The 16,999-nt window shown below is 40.9% G+C and carries 19 protein-coding genes and 4 tRNA genes; 8 read left to right on the plus strand and 15 right to left on the minus strand.

Annotated elements, in window-relative coordinates; all coding sequences use genetic code 11:
* The coding region (locus ACY3FQ_RS04605; protein WP_489773646.1) for an IS5-like element ISAba31 family transposase at positions 1-615 on the minus strand (615 nt) is incomplete at its 3' end.
* 114 nt (positions 616-729) lie between these two features.
* On the opposite strand from ACY3FQ_RS04605, the gene ACY3FQ_RS04610 reads away from it, so the two are divergent.
* Positions 730-2,106, plus strand: a complete 1,377-nt coding sequence (locus ACY3FQ_RS04610) for a diguanylate cyclase (protein ID WP_279692646.1) — start codon at positions 730-732, stop codon at positions 2,104-2,106.
* 56 nt (positions 2,107-2,162) lie between these two features.
* Here the strand turns inward: ACY3FQ_RS04610 and ACY3FQ_RS04615 are convergent, their stop codons facing one another.
* The 3 genes from ACY3FQ_RS04615 to ACY3FQ_RS04625 form a co-directional block, all read right to left on the minus strand.
* The gene (locus ACY3FQ_RS04615) at positions 2,163-2,522 is read right to left on the minus strand and encodes a cupin domain-containing protein (protein WP_279692648.1); all 360 of its coding nucleotides are present in this window, start codon (positions 2,520-2,522) and stop codon (positions 2,163-2,165) included.
* Between the two features lie 87 nt (positions 2,523-2,609).
* A complete protein-coding gene (folE, locus tag ACY3FQ_RS04620) occupies positions 2,610-3,158 on the minus strand; it encodes a GTP cyclohydrolase I FolE (RefSeq protein WP_171054237.1) in 549 nt (182 codons plus the stop codon).
* A gap of 93 nt (positions 3,159-3,251) precedes the next feature.
* Complete coding sequence (locus tag ACY3FQ_RS04625) at positions 3,252-3,938, minus strand: Smr/MutS family protein (protein ID WP_004982632.1); 687 nt, start codon at positions 3,936-3,938, stop codon at positions 3,252-3,254.
* Positions 3,939-4,196: 258 nt separating this feature from the next.
* On the opposite strand from ACY3FQ_RS04625, the gene ACY3FQ_RS04630 reads away from it, so the two are divergent.
* Positions 4,197-4,370 carry a helix-turn-helix transcriptional regulator gene (locus ACY3FQ_RS04630; protein WP_341767785.1) on the plus strand — a complete coding sequence of 58 codons (174 nt, stop codon included), beginning with the start codon at positions 4,197-4,199 and terminating at the stop codon, positions 4,368-4,370.
* Positions 4,371-4,485: 115 nt separating this feature from the next.
* On the opposite strand, the gene trpC is transcribed toward ACY3FQ_RS04630, so the two are convergent.
* From trpC to ACY3FQ_RS04645, 3 genes are read right to left on the minus strand one after another with little or no spacing between them, the layout of a single operon-like run.
* A complete protein-coding gene (trpC, locus tag ACY3FQ_RS04635; RefSeq protein ID WP_279692650.1) occupies positions 4,486-5,292 on the minus strand; it encodes an indole-3-glycerol phosphate synthase TrpC in 807 nt (268 codons plus the stop codon).
* Between the two features lie 16 nt (positions 5,293-5,308).
* Positions 5,309-6,355 carry an anthranilate phosphoribosyltransferase gene (trpD, locus tag ACY3FQ_RS04640; protein WP_004982613.1) on the minus strand — a complete coding sequence of 349 codons (1,047 nt, stop codon included), beginning with the start codon at positions 6,353-6,355 and terminating at the stop codon, positions 5,309-5,311.
* Between the two features lie 16 nt (positions 6,356-6,371).
* Positions 6,372-6,956 carry an anthranilate synthase component II gene (locus ACY3FQ_RS04645; RefSeq protein ID WP_279692653.1) on the minus strand — a complete coding sequence of 195 codons (585 nt, stop codon included), beginning with the start codon at positions 6,954-6,956 and terminating at the stop codon, positions 6,372-6,374.
* Positions 6,957-7,799: 843 nt separating this feature from the next.
* On the opposite strand from ACY3FQ_RS04645, the gene glnA reads away from it, so the two are divergent.
* The 6 genes from glnA (at position 7,800) to ACY3FQ_RS04675 (ending at position 12,915) form a co-directional block, all read left to right on the plus strand.
* Complete coding sequence (gene glnA / locus ACY3FQ_RS04650) at positions 7,800-9,215, plus strand: type I glutamate--ammonia ligase (protein WP_005400480.1); 1,416 nt, start codon at positions 7,800-7,802, stop codon at positions 9,213-9,215.
* 89 nt (positions 9,216-9,304) lie between these two features.
* Positions 9,305-9,580 carry a hypothetical protein gene (locus tag ACY3FQ_RS04655; protein ID WP_489773647.1) on the plus strand — a complete coding sequence of 92 codons (276 nt, stop codon included), beginning with the start codon at positions 9,305-9,307 and terminating at the stop codon, positions 9,578-9,580.
* A gap of 82 nt (positions 9,581-9,662) precedes the next feature.
* Entirely contained in the window at positions 9,663-10,148 is a 486-nt protein-coding gene (locus ACY3FQ_RS04660) for a chorismate--pyruvate lyase family protein (protein WP_004695706.1), read from the plus strand.
* The gene (gene ubiA, locus ACY3FQ_RS04665; RefSeq protein ID WP_489773648.1) at positions 10,145-11,026 is read left to right on the plus strand and encodes a 4-hydroxybenzoate octaprenyltransferase; all 882 of its coding nucleotides are present in this window, start codon (positions 10,145-10,147) and stop codon (positions 11,024-11,026) included. Before ACY3FQ_RS04660 ends, ubiA begins: the two co-directional genes overlap by 4 nt.
* Before the next feature lie 107 nt (positions 11,027-11,133).
* Positions 11,134-12,585 carry an alpha/beta hydrolase family protein gene (locus tag ACY3FQ_RS04670; protein ID WP_489773649.1) on the plus strand — a complete coding sequence of 484 codons (1,452 nt, stop codon included), beginning with the start codon at positions 11,134-11,136 and terminating at the stop codon, positions 12,583-12,585.
* 99 nt (positions 12,586-12,684) lie between these two features.
* Entirely contained in the window at positions 12,685-12,915 is a 231-nt protein-coding gene (locus ACY3FQ_RS04675) for a hypothetical protein (RefSeq protein WP_489773650.1), read from the plus strand.
* Position 12,916: 1 nt separating this feature from the next.
* On the opposite strand, the gene ACY3FQ_RS04680 is transcribed toward ACY3FQ_RS04675, so the two are convergent.
* From ACY3FQ_RS04680 to ACY3FQ_RS04715, 8 genes are all read right to left on the minus strand, one after another.
* Entirely contained in the window at positions 12,917-13,381 is a 465-nt protein-coding gene (locus ACY3FQ_RS04680; RefSeq protein ID WP_035326979.1) for a DUF2726 domain-containing protein, read from the minus strand.
* Positions 13,382-13,437: 56 nt separating this feature from the next.
* A tRNA-Asn gene (locus ACY3FQ_RS04685) sits at positions 13,438-13,513 on the minus strand.
* A 287-nt stretch (positions 13,514-13,800) separates the two neighbouring features.
* Positions 13,801-13,876: transfer RNA gene (locus ACY3FQ_RS04690), tRNA-Asn, on the minus strand.
* A 195-nt stretch (positions 13,877-14,071) separates the two neighbouring features.
* Positions 14,072-14,147, minus strand: a tRNA-Asn gene (locus tag ACY3FQ_RS04695).
* A gap of 4 nt (positions 14,148-14,151) precedes the next feature.
* Positions 14,152-14,227: transfer RNA gene (locus ACY3FQ_RS04700), tRNA-Asn, on the minus strand.
* Between the two features lie 144 nt (positions 14,228-14,371).
* Positions 14,372-14,998, minus strand: a complete 627-nt coding sequence (gene sodB, locus ACY3FQ_RS04705; protein WP_010327236.1) for a superoxide dismutase SodB — start codon at positions 14,996-14,998, stop codon at positions 14,372-14,374.
* A gap of 209 nt (positions 14,999-15,207) precedes the next feature.
* A complete protein-coding gene (locus tag ACY3FQ_RS04710; RefSeq protein ID WP_279697757.1) occupies positions 15,208-15,828 on the minus strand; it encodes a superoxide dismutase in 621 nt (206 codons plus the stop codon).
* A gap of 346 nt (positions 15,829-16,174) precedes the next feature.
* Positions 16,175-16,933 carry a Nif3-like dinuclear metal center hexameric protein gene (locus ACY3FQ_RS04715; RefSeq protein WP_489773651.1) on the minus strand — a complete coding sequence of 253 codons (759 nt, stop codon included), beginning with the start codon at positions 16,931-16,933 and terminating at the stop codon, positions 16,175-16,177.
* Between the last annotated feature and the right edge of the window lie 66 nt (positions 16,934-16,999).

The following is a 16,999-nucleotide window of genomic DNA, read 5'->3' on the forward strand; positions in this document are numbered from 1 at the left end:
GATTTTATATAAATACCAGTCCATATGGTCATTGTTCGATTGGCTATTTGTTTTCTTTGGTATATTCGCTTTAGTCCCTGTTTTCCTGATCTGTTCACGCAGTGGTTCTGAATCATAGCCTTTATCTGCACATACCACTTTTGTCTCTTTTAAATCTAATGTTGATATTAAATCAGGTGCAACTTTAACATCATGTGTGGTTCCATCGGTAATCATGAAATCAATAGGATTGCCATGTGCATCAACAATCAAATGTATTTTTGAGGAATTTCCTCCTACACTTTTAGAAATAGATTGATTCGCTATGCCGGCAGAATGTTGATGAGCACGTACATGAGAGCCATCAATAAAAATCCACTCCATATCGGGGCATGAGGCTAGTAATTTGAATAATCTAAGTAACTTACCGCTGCTTGACCAACGATTAAAACGTTTAAAAATAGAGTTTGAATGACCAAAACAACAAGGAATATCTCGCCACGGACAGCCTGTTCTAATTCTATAGAGAATAGCTGCAATAAAATTGCGTAAATTTGAGTTGTGGTGAATGGATAAATTACGCAGAATAACTTTCAACTTTTGCCAGTGTTGATCTGTCAGCATGGTACGAGGCATAGCGAATAGTAAAATTGGGTTTGGCGATTTGATTTTACTACTTCGCTATTTTTTTAAGCTAAAAGTGTCAACACACCCTAGTAAGTCTCAAAAATATATAAATAGGTAAGTTTTATGAATGATGAATGCATGGCTAAATTGGCCGAGCAGTGGGGGAAAATTTGCCAACATTATTCAGTGAATGATCACGTTAAAGCGCAAAATTTTATTCAGCAGCATTCGTCTGTATTGGTTAATGAATTTTATAGCAATATTGTCTTGGAGCCTGAGGCTGCAGATTTTTTTAAAGATGACATCATTCAACAACGTTTAAAAAACAGTTTAAACCAATGGCTCATTGAAAGTTTCGACGTGGCTGTGAATGAAGCTTATTATGCAGCAGTTGAAAAACAACAAAAAGTTGGGCAGGTACATGCGCGGGTGGGCATTCCTTCTTGGTTGATCATGCGCGGTATTCGTGAGATTGAAAACAAGATCTTGGAACTCTTGGCTGAACTTCCGCTAGAAAATAACCACCACATGCTGAGTTATATGCTGCAAATTATGGGCTTTGCGACAGAAATTATGTGCAGATCCTATGAAGCCAATACTGAGCGGAGCCATGAAGTTAAGCATAGCTATCGTTTATTTTCTGCAATGCAAGATGTCGCAGTACAAAAAGATAAGCAGCGCAGCATTTTGCTCGACTGGGAAAATGAGTTGATGTTCAAAGTCTTCTCCGCGCATCCACAGTTGCAACACATTGCTTTGTCTAAGTCAGAATTTGGTCTATGGTTTGTGCATAAAGCAGCGTATGCATTTACGGGCGCAGAGCAGGTGGAGACCATTATCAGGCTGATTCAACAGGTCGATACCCTCAATTTTGACGTGCTCGACTGTCAGGATCAGACTCGGAAGGTGGAGCGTATTCAAGAAATTCGTGACGTGAACCGACAGATTCAGCATTTGGTCGATCAACTGTTTCAAGTGACCGAATATATAGATTCAGGCAATGACTCACTGACTCAGCTGTTAAACCGTCGTTATTTAAGTACGATTGTGTCGCGTGAAATTAATTTTGCTCGTAAAAATGATGCTGCGTTGAGCCTACTGGCAATCGACGCGGATTATTTCAAACGTATCAACGATAAATATGGGCATACCGCAGGGGACTTGGCACTGCGTTTTATTGCTGAAGTCTTGTTAGATGTAGCGAAGGGTAGTGACTATGCCTTCCGTGTCGGTGGCGAAGAGTTCTTATTGCTGTTGGTCGACAGTGATCTCACGCGTGCTTTACAAATCGCTGAAACGATTCGCATGCGGATACAAGAAACCCCAATTCGTACCGCTCATGGGCAAAGTTTTAGTTTTACCGTCAGTATTGGCTGTACGGTTTATAATGGTCATCCTGACTATCAACGCTTTTTAGACACTGCCGATTCGGCACTCTATGCAGCCAAAAATAAAGGGCGTAACTGTATTCATATGACTGAAAAAGTGTTAAGTGTTTAAATCTCAGACTTAAACACGAACTGTTCTAAGACGTTTCAAATCGGTTGTTGAGGTACTTATACCTCAACAATCACATAGTATTTTTTTACAGCTTCAATCACTTCAAATGTGCCGATAAAACTCGGTGGAATAATTCCTGCCTGACCGGCCTTGACTTCAATGAAGTTTTGAGTGTGGGCATCATGAATACGGATGCTGCCTTCCATCACTTGAAAAAATTCTTGTTTATTGTCGGCAAATTGAATATTCCATGAACCAACCTCACAGTGCCAAATCCCGCAGCCCATGTGTGGGTGTTCATATAGACTATAGGTCTGGCGCTGTGGGTTGCCTTGGACCAAACGGTCTGGACGTGGAAAATCAATACTATGTTCGCCTTGGGTCAAACCATGACCTGCTAACCAAATTGCTGACATTGCGTATTCCTCTAAACAAAAAATGAATCGTTCAATGATATATGCATAAAAAAAAGCCCCAACAGAGGTTGAGGCTTTATGTTTCAATTAATAGCTTTCAGGGACTGCACTTAAAAACTCACGACGCTCTTCTTTATTGGTTTTAAAGTCACCAATAAAGGAAACGGTACGTGTAGTCGATTCTTGCTTGCCGACGCCGCGCATCATCATACACATATGTGCAGAATCAATCATAACTGCCACGCCACGTGCACCTGTCACTTCTGCAACCGCTTCTGCAATCTGCTGCGTCAGATTTTCTTGAATCTGTAAACGGCGTGCAAACATTTCGGTAATGCGTGCAAATTTAGAGAGTCCAAGGACGTTGCCTTCAGGTAAATATGCAATATGTACGCGACCATAAAAAGGCAATAAATGGTGTTCACAGAGTGAATAAAACTCGATATTTTTAACCAGTACCATTTCACGGTTGTCCGATGGGAACACCGCATTGTTGGTCACTTCTTCTAAGCTTTTGCTATAACCAGACGTTAAATACGAAAAAGCTTTAGCAGCACGCATAGGCGTATCGAGGAGACCTGGACGGGTTAGGTCTTCACCAACGGCAGTTAAGATGTTAGCGTAGGATTGCTGCATAGACATAAGACGTGTTCACTTACACTGATATTGAACAAGGACGGCATTGTAGCAGAAAACTATTCCAATGCCTTATTTTGGACAAAAATCCGATTACTGTTTAAACTTTGGGTTCTTCTCGCTTCGTTTTAGCAACACTAAAACGGCACCTGTACCACCTTGCTTCTCCGGCGCACTGACAAAAGCCAGCACATCGCGGTGTTGACGCAGCCAACCATTCACATAGGTTTTTAAAATGGCTTCCGGACCTTTGCCGTGCACAATTTTAATGACATTTTGATTTTCATCTTTGGCCATTTGAATGACTTGTAAAACTGCGACACGGGCTTCTTCAACGGTGCAACCATGCAAGTCGACTGCTTCAAACCAACGGATGTTACCCGCTTTTAAATCTTCAAATACTTTGTGTTGCAGCGTAGCAATGCGATAACTGAGTGCGGCTTGGCTCGCTACAGGGTTGAGCATCGCTTGAGTATCGGACAGCTCAGTTGCATCGGTATGCATAGGGCCTTCAGCCGCTGCACGTTTTGCTAAAGTTTGCGCATCGATTTTTTTCTTTGGATTTTTTTCTATTTTGGCAATGTTCGCGGTCTCCATTTTTTGGACACCTTGCATTTGTTTTTGAAACAACGCGAAATCATCTTCTGGCTCGGGTGGAGCAACTTGAGCTTGGGCCTCAGACTGCTTGATGGCAGTCGAATGCGGATTGGTGATTTGCTTTTTAAAGTCTTTCAGTAAATTAAACTGTTCTTTAGAAAGCGATGAATCGTGTTTGCTCATAGTGTCAGAAAAATACGCAAAATAAGAAATTAGGCGATAATTATAGTCTGATTTTCCCTATATTTGAACTGAATTGCATTATGCATAGAGGATTGTATAAACTGAAAGCAGTGTTGAAGCTTTGATCGGCAGTTCTGGGCTTGAGTCCTTATATAGCTGAATACTTAATTTATTATCACACCTAAAAACATAGGAAATGAGGTTTTACAGATGTTTCCATGTGCTAGTGTTTTTAGAATTTAGCTATAGAAACGTGAAATCCAAATTTTAGAAAAACTAAGCCGTGGCTGTACCGATGCTGAAATATCCGAGTCGATTTTTTTGTCCATCAATACGGTGAAATGGCATCTGCGCAAAATCTATAACAAGTTGCAGGTCCGCTCTCGAATGGAAGCGGTGAATGAAGCTAAGAAGCAGGGTTTAATTGAGTAATTTAAGATTGAATAATTTTTTATGTGTTGCTGTTTAACGAGATCTTCAACGGCCTTTCGAAAGGATATATCGCACAGTATTCAGGGCAAAGGCATGCCTTACCCTGAATATGCCATTAAAGTGATTTAGGTGTTCCAAACAGCTTAGTAAAGGCGTGGTCTGGATGCGGCTGCTTCATAAAACTTTCACCGACCAAGAAAGCATGAATGTCATGCTCTTGCATCATCGCCACATCTGCAGGGGTCGCAATGCCACTTTCAGTCACCAGTAGACGAGATGGTTCAAGCAGTTTTTTCAAACGAATCGAAGTGTTTAAGTCCACATCAAAGGTTTTTAAGTTGCGGTTATTGACACCCAATACGCAACGTTCAGATAGACGCAAAGCACGTTCAAGTTCTGCTTCATCATGTACTTCAACCAAGACATCTAAATTCTGTTCAAAAGCCGTTTTAGACATTTCTTCGAGTTGTTGATTGGACAAGCATGCCACAATCAGAAGAATACAGTCCGCATGTAAAGCACGTGCTTCAATCACCCCATAAGGATCAATCAGAAAGTCTTTGCGTAATGCAGGTAGTGCACAGTGAGAACGTGCAATTTGAATATTCTCATCGGCACCTTGGAAAAAATCGACATCGGTTAAAACCGATAAACATGCAGCACCCGCGGCTTCATATTGCTGTGCGATTTCAGCAGGATCAAAGTTTTCACGAATGATGCCTTTAGATGGTGATGCTTTCTTAATTTCAGCGATCACACCCGGTTGTTTGCTCAGTAAAGACTTTGCAAAACCACGCACAGGAGTTGCCTCAAGTGCCCATTCTTCAACATCTTTATAGCTACGTTGTTTGAGGCGTGCAGCAAACTCTTCCTGCTTGCGATCCACAATTTTGCCTAAAATCGTATTTGCGATATCTACCATGACAAAGTCCTGTCTATCAAGCGTCGTATTGTTTAAGGGTTTTGCTGAATTCAGCAAGGATGCTCATCTTTTCTAAGGCTTGTCCGCCGTAGATGATGTCATGTGCTAAAGCCACGCCTTGTTTATAGCTAGTACAAAGTCCAGAGACATACAGACCAGCACCTGCATTTAAAGCAATCATGTTGGCTGCTTTTTCGCCTTTATCGGATTTATTTTTGCCTAAGGCATCTTTGATTAAGCTTAAACTTTCAGCAGAATCTTGAATGATTAAACCTGTTAAAGTTTGCGATTCGATTCCGACATCTTCAGGTTGAATTTCCCACTCGGTGACTTCGCCATTTTTAAGTTCAGCCACATAAGTGCTTGATGCAAGGCTAATTTCATCTAAACCATCTTTAGAATGAACCACCATGATATGTTCTGCGCCCAGTTGTTTCATCACTTCTGCAATAGGACGGCACAATTCAGTCGAAAACACCCCAATCACTAGACGTTTTACTCCAGCCGGATTCGTAAGCGGGCCAAGTAAATTGAAAATACTGCGAATGCCTAATTCACGACGTGGGCCAACCGCATACTTCATCGCTTTGTGATGATTCGGGGCAAACAAGAAACCGACACCCATTTCACGAATACAACGTTCAGTTTGTTGCATGTTTAAGTCAAGTTGGATACCTGCTTGTTCTAACAAGTCCGAGGAACCCGATTTGGTTGAAACACCACGGTTACCATGTTTAGCAATGGTTGCACCTGCCGCTGCAATCACAAAAGCAGATGCAGTCGAGACGTTAAATAAGTTCTGACCATCACCACCTGTACCGACGATGTCGACTAAATAAGGCACATCACTGACATCAATTTTGATGGCAAACTCGCGCATGACACGAGCCGCTGCGGTAATTTCATCAATACTTTCACCTTTTAAGCGAAGACCCATCATCAGCGCACCAATTTGGGCATCTGTTGCTTCACCATTCATGATGGTGCGCATGACGTCTTCCATTTGCGGCTGCGTCAACTCAATATTTTTAGTGATGTTATTTAAAGCTTGTTGCATATTCATTTTTCACTGCACTCATTTATGCGTAAATTTTTAAAAAGTTCTTAAAGATTTGATGGCCATGCTGACTCAAGATTGATTCTGGGTGAAATTGCACGCCTTCAACGGCAAGCGTCTTATGCTTTACACCCATGATTTCTTCAATTGAGCCATCTGCTTCATTGGTCCAGCAAGTCACTTCTAAGCATTCAGGCAAGCTTTCTTGATCAATCACCAGTGAGTGATAACGCGTTGCTGAAAACGGAGAAGGGAGGTTGCTAAAAATGCCTTTATTCGAATGGTGCATGTCAGACAAACGCCCATGCATCACTTTTTTGGCACGAATGATTTCGCCGCCAAAAGCCTGACCAATGGCCTGATGTCCTAAGCACACCCCTAATAATGGAATTTTTCCAGCAAAATGCTGAATGGCTGGAATGGAAATTCCTGCTTCCGAAGGTGAGCATGGGCCAGGGCCAATCACAAGATACTTAGGTTGCCATCGCTCAATATCCTCCAATGTCACGGCATCATTACGTACTACTTTTACTTCTTGATTTAACTCGCCAAAATACTGGACGATGTTGTATGTAAAAGAGTCATAGTTGTCGATCATTAAAAGCATGAGCTTAACCTATTGAAATTTATGCACATAAATGTGCTTGAAGAGTCCTATGGTATTCGTGCGTTTACATTATAAAGCTATAAGTAAATTATTTTTCTCATTCAATGACTTGAATGGAGGCACAAAACCGAAATTATCATAGCAAAAAATACACAGCTAGGGCGTGACATTTTTTTGCGGGTCTAAAAATTACAATGGGTTTTGTTACTAACGGATATAGAGTTTATGAATATCTCAGATTCAAATCCTAACGAGAAACCTCGCAGATTATGTCTACTTGGCATCAAGTATGCACATTCAATGAATATAAAAAGAATATCTCCTAATGCTATGAGCCAAAAACTCCCAAAATATCACCAAAACAGAGCATCTTTATTTGCTTAGTCACATCTGAGATGTCGGCTTTATATTTAGTTTGAAAGGAGAGGTTTTTAATTTTTTAAAAATCAAATAAAAACAGTTGATTACGCTTCTTATATTTGATTTTAGGTATATCGCCCGCCGTAATATGAGGTGTTGAGGTCAAATCAAGGCGAAAATAACAGCTTAAACAGCGCTCTAATTTATAAAAAATGGGTGGAAATTGCACAGTGAAATTTAAAAATGCACCATTATGATCCACACTCAAAATCTTTTAGATTAAATGTGAAGAAGCATGCTTGAATATGGTGCATTTACTTTTTAGCTCAGTATAATAGAGCCAAAGCAAACAGCTTAAAACTGTTATTCTGATAATGAATTCAACATTTTAGCTAAGCTTTTTAAAGTTGGTACGGTAATTGCTTTAGAACAACCAACTACTAACACGCACTAAAGAGTGCAACAAAAATTCATCGGAGCAAAATGAGCATGGCGAACAAGGTCCTACAACTCATCCAAGAAAGTGGCGCAAAATGGGTCGATTTCCGTTTTACGGATACTAAGGGTAAAGAACAACACGTAACTTACCCAGCAGATACTATCGACGAAGATACTTTTGAAGACGGTAAAATGTTTGATGGTTCTTCTATTGCTGGTTGGAAAGGCATTGAAGCATCTGACATGATCTTACGCCCAGATGCTGCAACTGGTTTTATCGACCCGTTCTTCGCTGAGCCTACAGTAGTTGTTACTTGTGACGTTATTGAGCCATCAACAGGTCAAGGTTATGACCGTGACCCGCGTTCGATTGCTCGCCGTGCTGAAGAATACCTAAAATCGACAGGTATTGGTGATACTGCATTCTTTGGTCCAGAACCAGAATTCTTCGTATTTGACGAAGTAAAATGGGAAATTGATATGTCTGGTGCGCGCCATACATTGATTGCTGAAGAAGCTGCTTGGTCAACAAACAAAGACTACGAAGGCGGAAACTCTGGTCACCGTCCACGTGTTAAAGGTGGTTACTTCCCAGTTCCTCCAGTTGATTCTTCACATGACATGCGTGCTGATATGTGTGCGCGTATTGAAGACATCATGGGCCCAGGTCGTGTAGAAGTACACCACCACGAAGTTGCATCTTGCCAATTAGAAATTGGTGTAAGCTTCAACACAATGGTTCGTAAAGCAGACGAAGTACAACAGTTCAAATATGCTGTTTGGAACGTTGCGCACCAATATGCAAAAACTGCGACTTTCATGCCTAAGCCAATGGTTGGTGATAACGGTTCTGGTATGCACGTTCATATGTCAATCTCTAAAGATGGCAAGAACTTGTTTGCTGGTGATGAATACGCTGGTTTGTCAGAAATGGCGCTTTACTTCATTGGTGGTGTAATCAAACACGCTCGTGCATTGAACGCAATTACGAACCCATCTACAAACTCGTACAAGCGTTTAGTTCCGCACTTCGAAGCACCGATTATGTTGGCTTACTCAGCACGTAACCGTTCTGCTTCTATCCGTATTCCTTACGTTTCTAGCCCGAAAGGCAAACGTATCGAAGCTCGCTTCCCAGATCCAATGATGAACCCGTACTTAGGTTTCGCTGCATTGTTAATGGCGGGTCTTGATGGTATTCAAAACAAGATTCACCCAGGTGAAGCAGCTGACAAAAACTTATACGACCTTCCTCCTGAAGAAGAAGCAAAAATCCCTACAGTTGCGCACAGCCTAGATATGGCTCTTGAAGCGCTTCAAGCGGATCACGAGTTCCTTCTTAAAGGTGGTGTATTCACTAAAGAAATGCTTGATGCATATATCGAACTTAAAACTGAAGAAGTACGTCGCTTGAACACGACAACTCACCCAGTTGAATTTGATATGTACTACAGCTTGTAATTCTGAACTGAATTTCACTGTAAAAAACCCGCGCTAGTCGCGGGTTTTTTTGTATCATCTGTTTAACTTGAAAAAAATTGATGAGAGCAATGGCACAACGTAAGAAGCACACCAGTTTTTATCCGTGGATTGACCCTAAAGATCATGACAAAGGTTTTAAGCTGAATTTTTCGATGGTGACTTATATCGAAGTTGGTCGCACCTCTGAAGGCTATAAGCAGGCAGAATTTGTTGTATTGAAAAGCCCAGAATTAGCACTGGATTATGATTATCCTCAAAGTTTTTACTTGAGTGCTGAAGGTTTTATTTTGGTAAAAACTCCGCAAGGTAAATTTGAAACCATTGCAAAAACAGATAATTGCTAAAGATTAATCTTACAATCAAATACATTCTTCGTAACTCAAAAAGCGTTTAAGCGCACAGTAAATCAATGGTACAGGTAGGCTTATGCAGCAGATTCCAGCTGAACTGAAAACATGGTTATATGCTTCAGGTTCACTTACTCAGCAACTGACGGATTTGGCTGATGGAGCATTTAGGGTTCAACCAACCAAAGAGCATTTTCAGCGTCTTCAGTTTATCGATGCAAAATGGATGGGCATGCCGTTTCAGCATACGTCATGGGTACGAGAAAGTTTTTTATATGGCAGTGATGTAGAGCCTTGGGTGAAAGCCAAAAGCATTTTCCCGATTTTAAGTTTGCAAGGCCGTGCACGGCTTTTTAAACATATTGGTAAAAAACCGATTGGTTGGTTCTTGTTTCAGCGCACCAATCCAGCATGTGAGCGTCGTGTGATTTGGCTAGAAGATGGCTGGACTAGACAGAGCTGTTATACTTGGCACGGCTGCAAGTTTATTGTTCAAGAAACTTTTTTAGCGAGTTTTGAGCAATTTTTGCAAAAGCAGAATTCAGCATCTGAAGGACAGTCATGACAACTGCGCATCAAATTACTTGGCGTGAACGTTTAGAAGCCTATTATTATTTATGTCGTTTTGATAAGCCTGTTGGCACAGAATTGGTGTTCTGGCCTACCATGTGGGCACTATGGATTGCAGCAGAGGGCATACCGCCAATTGGTATTCTGATTCCGATGGTACTTGGCACGATATTTATGCGTGCGGCTGGGTGTGCAATTAATGATTTTGCTGATCGTAAAGTCGATGCGCATGTAGAGCGCACGAAAACGAGGCCTTTAGCAACAGGGATTATCACGGCCAAAGAAGCCATTTATGTGTTTCTAGCTCTAGTCTTTGCTAGTGCTTGTATGTTGTTGTTTCTACCGATTGAAACGTTTTATTGTGCTTTAGGTGGGCTTTTTCTCGCATTTATATATCCTTTCATGAAGCGCTATACCCATTTGCCTCAGGTTGTTTTAGGCATGGCTTTTTCGTGGGGAATTCCGATGTCATTTACGGCCATGGGTAAGCCATTAGATTTAACCTGTTGGTTGCTGTATTTTGGCAATCTGGCTTGGACTGTGGCGTACGATACTCAATATGCGATTACCGACCGTGAATATGATTTAAAAATTGGGGTGAAGTCGACAGCTATTTTGTTCGGTCGTTTTGATATTCAAATCATTGCACTTTTACAGGCGATGAGTGTCGTTTTGATCGGTGCGGCGCTTTACCTTGAAAATTTATTGATGCCATTGGGTTTAATGGCATTGCTTGTGGTGGTGGCTGATTTTATTTATCAATGGTCAAAAACCAAAGACAGAGATCCACAGCGTTGTTTTTGGGCATTCCGTCACAATCGTTGGGTGGGATTCATTATTTTTACTGGAATCTTTTTAGAATTAATTATTTAAAGTGATTGTTTGGTTGAAAAGCGTCCTATACAGGGCGCTTTTTTTATGTCTTAATAAAACGGCATGTAGTTTCATGCTTAAAAAAACAACGAATAAAAGGATATTTTATGAAACGCTCGAAAATAGCATTAGCCCTTACAGTTGCCGTTTCAATGCTGTCTTTAACTGCTTGTAATGACGATGATGATTCGCCCGCTTCAAATCAACAACCTAGTTATCTGTCGGAAGGGAATTATTCTTTAGATACAGTCGAGAATAGTTCATCGATTAAAGTCATGACTTATAACATGACGAATGTGCAGGGGAAGACAGCGACCGCAACGGCAATGGTTTTATTTCCACAGGTAGCTCGACCTAAAGATGGTTATCGTGTTGTGGTATGGGAGCATGGAACGGTCGGAGGCGGAGATGATTGTGCGCCAAGTAAAAATGTGATTCATCCACGCTTTAAAATTTTAGCGAATACATTATTGGCTGCAGGCTATGTCATTGTTGCTCCAGATTATGAAGGCCTAGGTACATCAGGTGTACATCCTTATTTGAATTTGTCGAGCCAAGCTAATTCTGCCATTGCAGCCGTCAAGGCTGCAAAAGAGCATTATGGTACCCAGTTAAATGGAGCGTGGATGTCGATTGGCCAATCACAAGGTGGACATGCATCATTGGGTACAGCCGAGTTCGCTAATACAGATACTACTTATAAAGGAGCTGTGGCTGGTGCACCTGCATCCAGTTTAGGACAAATTATTCAAATTTATCTCGATCCACAATATAATCTTGACGCAAATGGTCAACCTAAAGCAAATGGTTTGAATATTTTAGATGACAAATTGCAACAAGTCCGTATTGCAATGGCAAATGGCCTACCAGCGGCGCAAGGCCAAGCATTGATTGCGCAAATTGCGGATGGTTATGCTGAACTCTTGGCTTATGCGGCACTCACAAGCTCGGGTATTAAAGCGTATCAGCCTGACTATGATTTAAAAAATATCTTTACCCCTGGCGCTGCTGAAATTGCAGAAAGTGCTTATGGACGTACAGGCGATGATGGTGCATGTTTAGGTTATCCAGCACCGAATAGTGCAAATGGCTTACAAGAACAATTTAAAGCGGGCGTTGTAGAGTTCTTGGCAGATCCAACACACTGGACTTCTCAGTATGGTGTTGATTTAAATAAAATTAAAACAGATCCAGTGGTTCAGAAATTCTTGGCGGATAATCAACCAGCAACCAATGCCACTGCTGCGAAGGTGATTAAAACTCCTGTATTTATTATTCAAGGTGCGAATGATCAAGCAGTACTACCTATAGTGACGCAAGCGTTATATGCAAATATGAAAGCAAAAGCGACCACATACTTCCCGCAAAATGCTTATGCTGATGGTTATAAACTAACTATTGTACCGAAGGCGACGCATACGCAGGCAATCGTATGTCAAAATAAGGAGGCTGTAGATTTTATTCAGACCTATATGGCTGCAGGTACGGGTATTGTACTAACTGATGCACAAAAAGATGCCAGCACCAATGAAAATTGTACAGGTATAGCACCGACATAAAATTAACCATTTAAACTGAAGACAGAGCCTCATGATTGAGGCTCTTTTTTTGTTATAGTATTGGCCCATCAAAATCTAGATATTGGAAATAGGCTGGCTATGACGAAATCAACTCAAAAACTAACGCCAAAAGTGATGTTTTTAGCGAGTCTTGGTATTGTGATTCCATTGCTTATTTTAGGGATTGCTTTTTTGGCGGTAAAAAGCGATGCAAAAAACCAAGCGGAATATCAGCGTATTAAAGAAGAACAACAGCAGCGTATTCAAGCAAAGTTGGCTGCCGAAAAGCAATTCGCACAGCAGGAAGCGAGCAGCGCGGTCTCAAAATAATTCAAGCACGCATTGCAGGCGTGATACCAATGTGTTTATGCAGTTGGCGAATGCTTGGAATTTCAGTAAAACGCAGAACGATGTAACCTGCTTCATTGAGCATGGCATCACGTTCTGCATCTTCTTGTTCCTTGCCGATATGGGAAGGATCATCGAGTTCAATAATCACCACGACTGCTAATTGTTCATCTAATAAAACGAAATCGGTGACTTTACGGTTAAATTTGGCCCGTATTTTATAGTGATTACTGGTAATCAGTGAACTAAATGAAACTTGAGCTAGAACATGATGGCGTGGAAAGGCTTCTTTTAAGCGAATAAACATTTTACGTTCAAACGGCGTAATGACGTGTTTGGCATAAAACTTTTGTTTACGGCGAAACAGGTCAGGGTAGACCATCATCACTAACGTAATAGTGGCGAAGCAGCCGATGATAAAAAAGATGATTTGACTCAGATCGAACACAATATTTTCTAGCGCAAAGAAAAAACCCACTCGCATGGAGTGGGTTTTTAGAATTTTGGCTCTCCAACCTGGGCTCGAACCAGGGACCTGCGGATTAACAGTCCGTCGCTCTACCGACTGAGCTATTGGAGAATCTGCACGCATTCTATGTGGCAAAGCTCAAAGGGTCAAGTCTTTGGCCTGATATTTTTATATAATTTGCTTTAAATGATTTAAAAATAAACGGTTTAGCTTTTATTGATGCGATTTGATTCAGCCATACACTTTTTATGAAGACATTTTTTGGGGGGCAAGATGAGAAAGGTTTGTATGGAAAGATACTTTGGAGTGATTTTGAGATCTTAGTTTCATTTATGGGTGAATGTCGTTTTTATAGATAGAAAAAAGCCCAAGTCATAATGCTTGGGCTTTTTAAAATTTGGCTCTCCAACCTGGGCTCGAACCAGGGACCTGCGGATTAACAGTCCGTCGCTCTACCGACTGAGCTATTGGAGAATCTGAAATGCAGTATAGAGAAAATTACACATCGGTCAAGTTACAATTCTAAAAAAAGTCGAATTTTAGATTAAATGTTTTTTTTATAAACAATTTGATATGTCATAGCTGTATAACAAAATGGTATAGGGTGTGGATCAAAGCAATGAGTGATAAAAAAAGCCCAAGTCACAATGCTTGGGCTTTTTAGAATCTTGGCTCTTCCACCTGGGCTCGAACCAGGGACCTGCGGATTAACAGTCCGTCGCTCTACCGACTGAGCTATGGAAGAATAGTGGCTCTCCAACCTGGGCTCGAACCAGGGACCTGCGGATTAACAGTCCGTCGCTCTACCGACTGAGCTATTGGAGAATCTGATGCGCATTTTAGGGAGGAAAGGAAAATGGGTCAAGCAAAAAATATTGAGAAATGAATTGTTTGCTTTATAAATATGCGTTTAGGCTGCAAAAACAAAAAAACCGCTCAAAAAGAGCGGTTTTTTAAACAAGACGAATCTTATTTTTCAACGCCAGCAGCTTGACCTGCATATTTCGCGTTTGCATAATCCCAGTTTACAAGGCTTTCAAGGAAAGTTTTGATGTAAACAGGACGCGCATTACGGAAGTCGATGTAGTAAGCATGTTCCCAAACGTCAATGGTTAACACTGCAACTTTACCGTGTGCAAGTGGAGTGTCTGCATTTGAAGTTTTAAGGATAGAAAGGTTGCCATTTACTTCGTCAGCAACTAACCAAGCCCAACCTGAACCGAATTGAGTTGTTGCAGCAGCAGCAAACTCTTCAGCGAATTTTTCGTAAGAACCGAATGCTTCATCAATTTTCGCTGCTAAAGCACCTGTTGCTTTACCACCACCGTTTTTAGCCATACAGTTCCAGTAGAAGGTGTGGTTCCAAACTTGTGCTGCGTTATTGAAGATACCTGCTTTAGATGCATCACCAGCAGAAGCTGTGATGATTTCTTCTAAAGTTTTGCCTTCAAGGTCAGTACCCTTGATTAGGTTGTTTAGGTTAACAACATAAGTATTGTGGTGTTTGTCGTGGTGGAATTCTAAAGTTTCTTTGCTGATGTGTGGAGCAAGATCTTCGTAGCCATATGGAAGTGCAGGTAAAGTAATGGTTGTCATGTTTCATTCCTTGCAGATTTGCTGGGTTTTACTTTAAGTGCATTTATTGTAAATGATTCTATAGACAATAGGGCAGTCTTTTAATACACAAAATATGCAAAAAATTTCGCAAGGAGACATATACGATACACAAGATATCGTTAGAGTCTTTTGTACAGAATGTGTTCATTTTAAAAGACTCTAAGCTCTAGATGGATTGAGGTGTGTAATTAATTTTTAGTCTGCAACGCAGCATGGTAACGGCGATTTACTTCATCCCAATCGACCACATTATAAAAGGCATTGATATATTCAGGACGGCGGTTTTGGTATTTTAGATAATACGCATGTTCCCATACATCTAAACCGAGAATAGGGGTATGACCGTGCATAAGAGGGGAATCCTGATTTGCACTGCTTTCAACAATCAGGTTGCGTTCAGGTGTCACGCTCAGCCATGCCCAACCACTGCCAAAACGGCTAATCGCGGCTTTGGTAAATGCATCTTTAAAAGCATCAAAACCACCGAGTTGCTCATCAATAGCCTTTGCCACAGCTCCAGTCGGTTGGCCACCACCTTGTGGACTCATGACCGTCCAAAACAGTGAGTGGTTGGCATGACCACCTGCATTATTGATCACCATCTTTTTAAGATCAGTAGGGACTTCATTGACTTTGGCAACCAAATCTTCCACAGACAGTTTCTCCCATTCTGTGCCTGCAATCGCGCCATTAATGTTATTGATGTAGGTTTGATGGTGTTTACTGTGATGAATTTCCATCGTTTTCGTATCAATATTGGGTTCGAGTGCATCATAGGCATAAGGAAGAGCGGGTAAAGAATAAGCCATGTTTTTGATTCCTTTAATCATCAAAGTTTGTTTTATTGGGAGTTTTTAAAGCAGTTTTATTATCCACTTAATTATTAATGAGAATCAATATGTTTATTATTTACAATATTGGAGTGCAGCGTAGCAATTTATATTGTTCGTATTGGGTTGAACGTTCAGCAGGTATAACAAAGGTGAGATACACAGAATTTTTGAGCTGATGCTATGTTTTAAGTTAAAAATTTGAATGGGTCTGAATAATATTTTAAAAATTAATCATTTGTTCAAATGGAGGTGGTATTGGATGCTATACGATGTAGGCGCATTGAGAGGACTGGGATGAAAGGAGTTTCATCCCAGCGATTGCTTAGATCGGGTTGTTTAACTCGAAATAAACATATTCAATATCAAATTGTTCTGAAATGGCTTGACCTAATCGCTGCACGCCATAGCGTTCAGTCGCATGATGTCCGCAAGCAAAATAATGTACGCCTAATTCTTTAGCTTCATAGAAGGTACGTTCACTGACTTCGCCTGAAATATAGGCATCACAGCCTTGTTCAGCGGCTTTTACAATAAAATCTTGTGCACCACCGGTACAAAAACCGACTTTTTCAATCATGGTCTTGTCCGCAGGAAGATGGGTGACATCAAACTTTAATGTCTCGGACACAAACTTTTTAAAGTCTTCCACAGGCATAGGCTGGTTTAAATAACCAATATTGCCAATAGGATGACGCTCAGATGGATCAAGTGCCTCAATACGTTCCAATTTGAGCAAATCTGCAATCGCTACATTATTTCCAAGACTCGGATGGCTGTCGAGGGGGAGGTGATATGCCAGCAAAGAAATGTCATGTTGAATCAGACTCTTGATCCGTTTACCGCGCATACCTGTGATGGGGTAGGCTTCACCTTTCCAAAAATATCCATGGTGCACTAATAATAGATCCACATTTTCTCGGATCGCGGCATCTATGGCATCTTGCGATGCAGTCACAGCAGCTAAAATTTTATGCACTTCGGTCTTTCCTTCAATTTGAAGGCCATTCGGTGCATAGTCCTTAAACTCAGTTGATTTGAGGGTTTGATCACACCACTGAATAATGTCTTGTAATTTTGCCATATCGACTTAAAAACTCTTTTAAATTGATTACATCGGAACCTATTGTTTATTGTAACTAAAGCATGA

Source organism: Acinetobacter sp. AB03, from assembly GCF_058107045.1.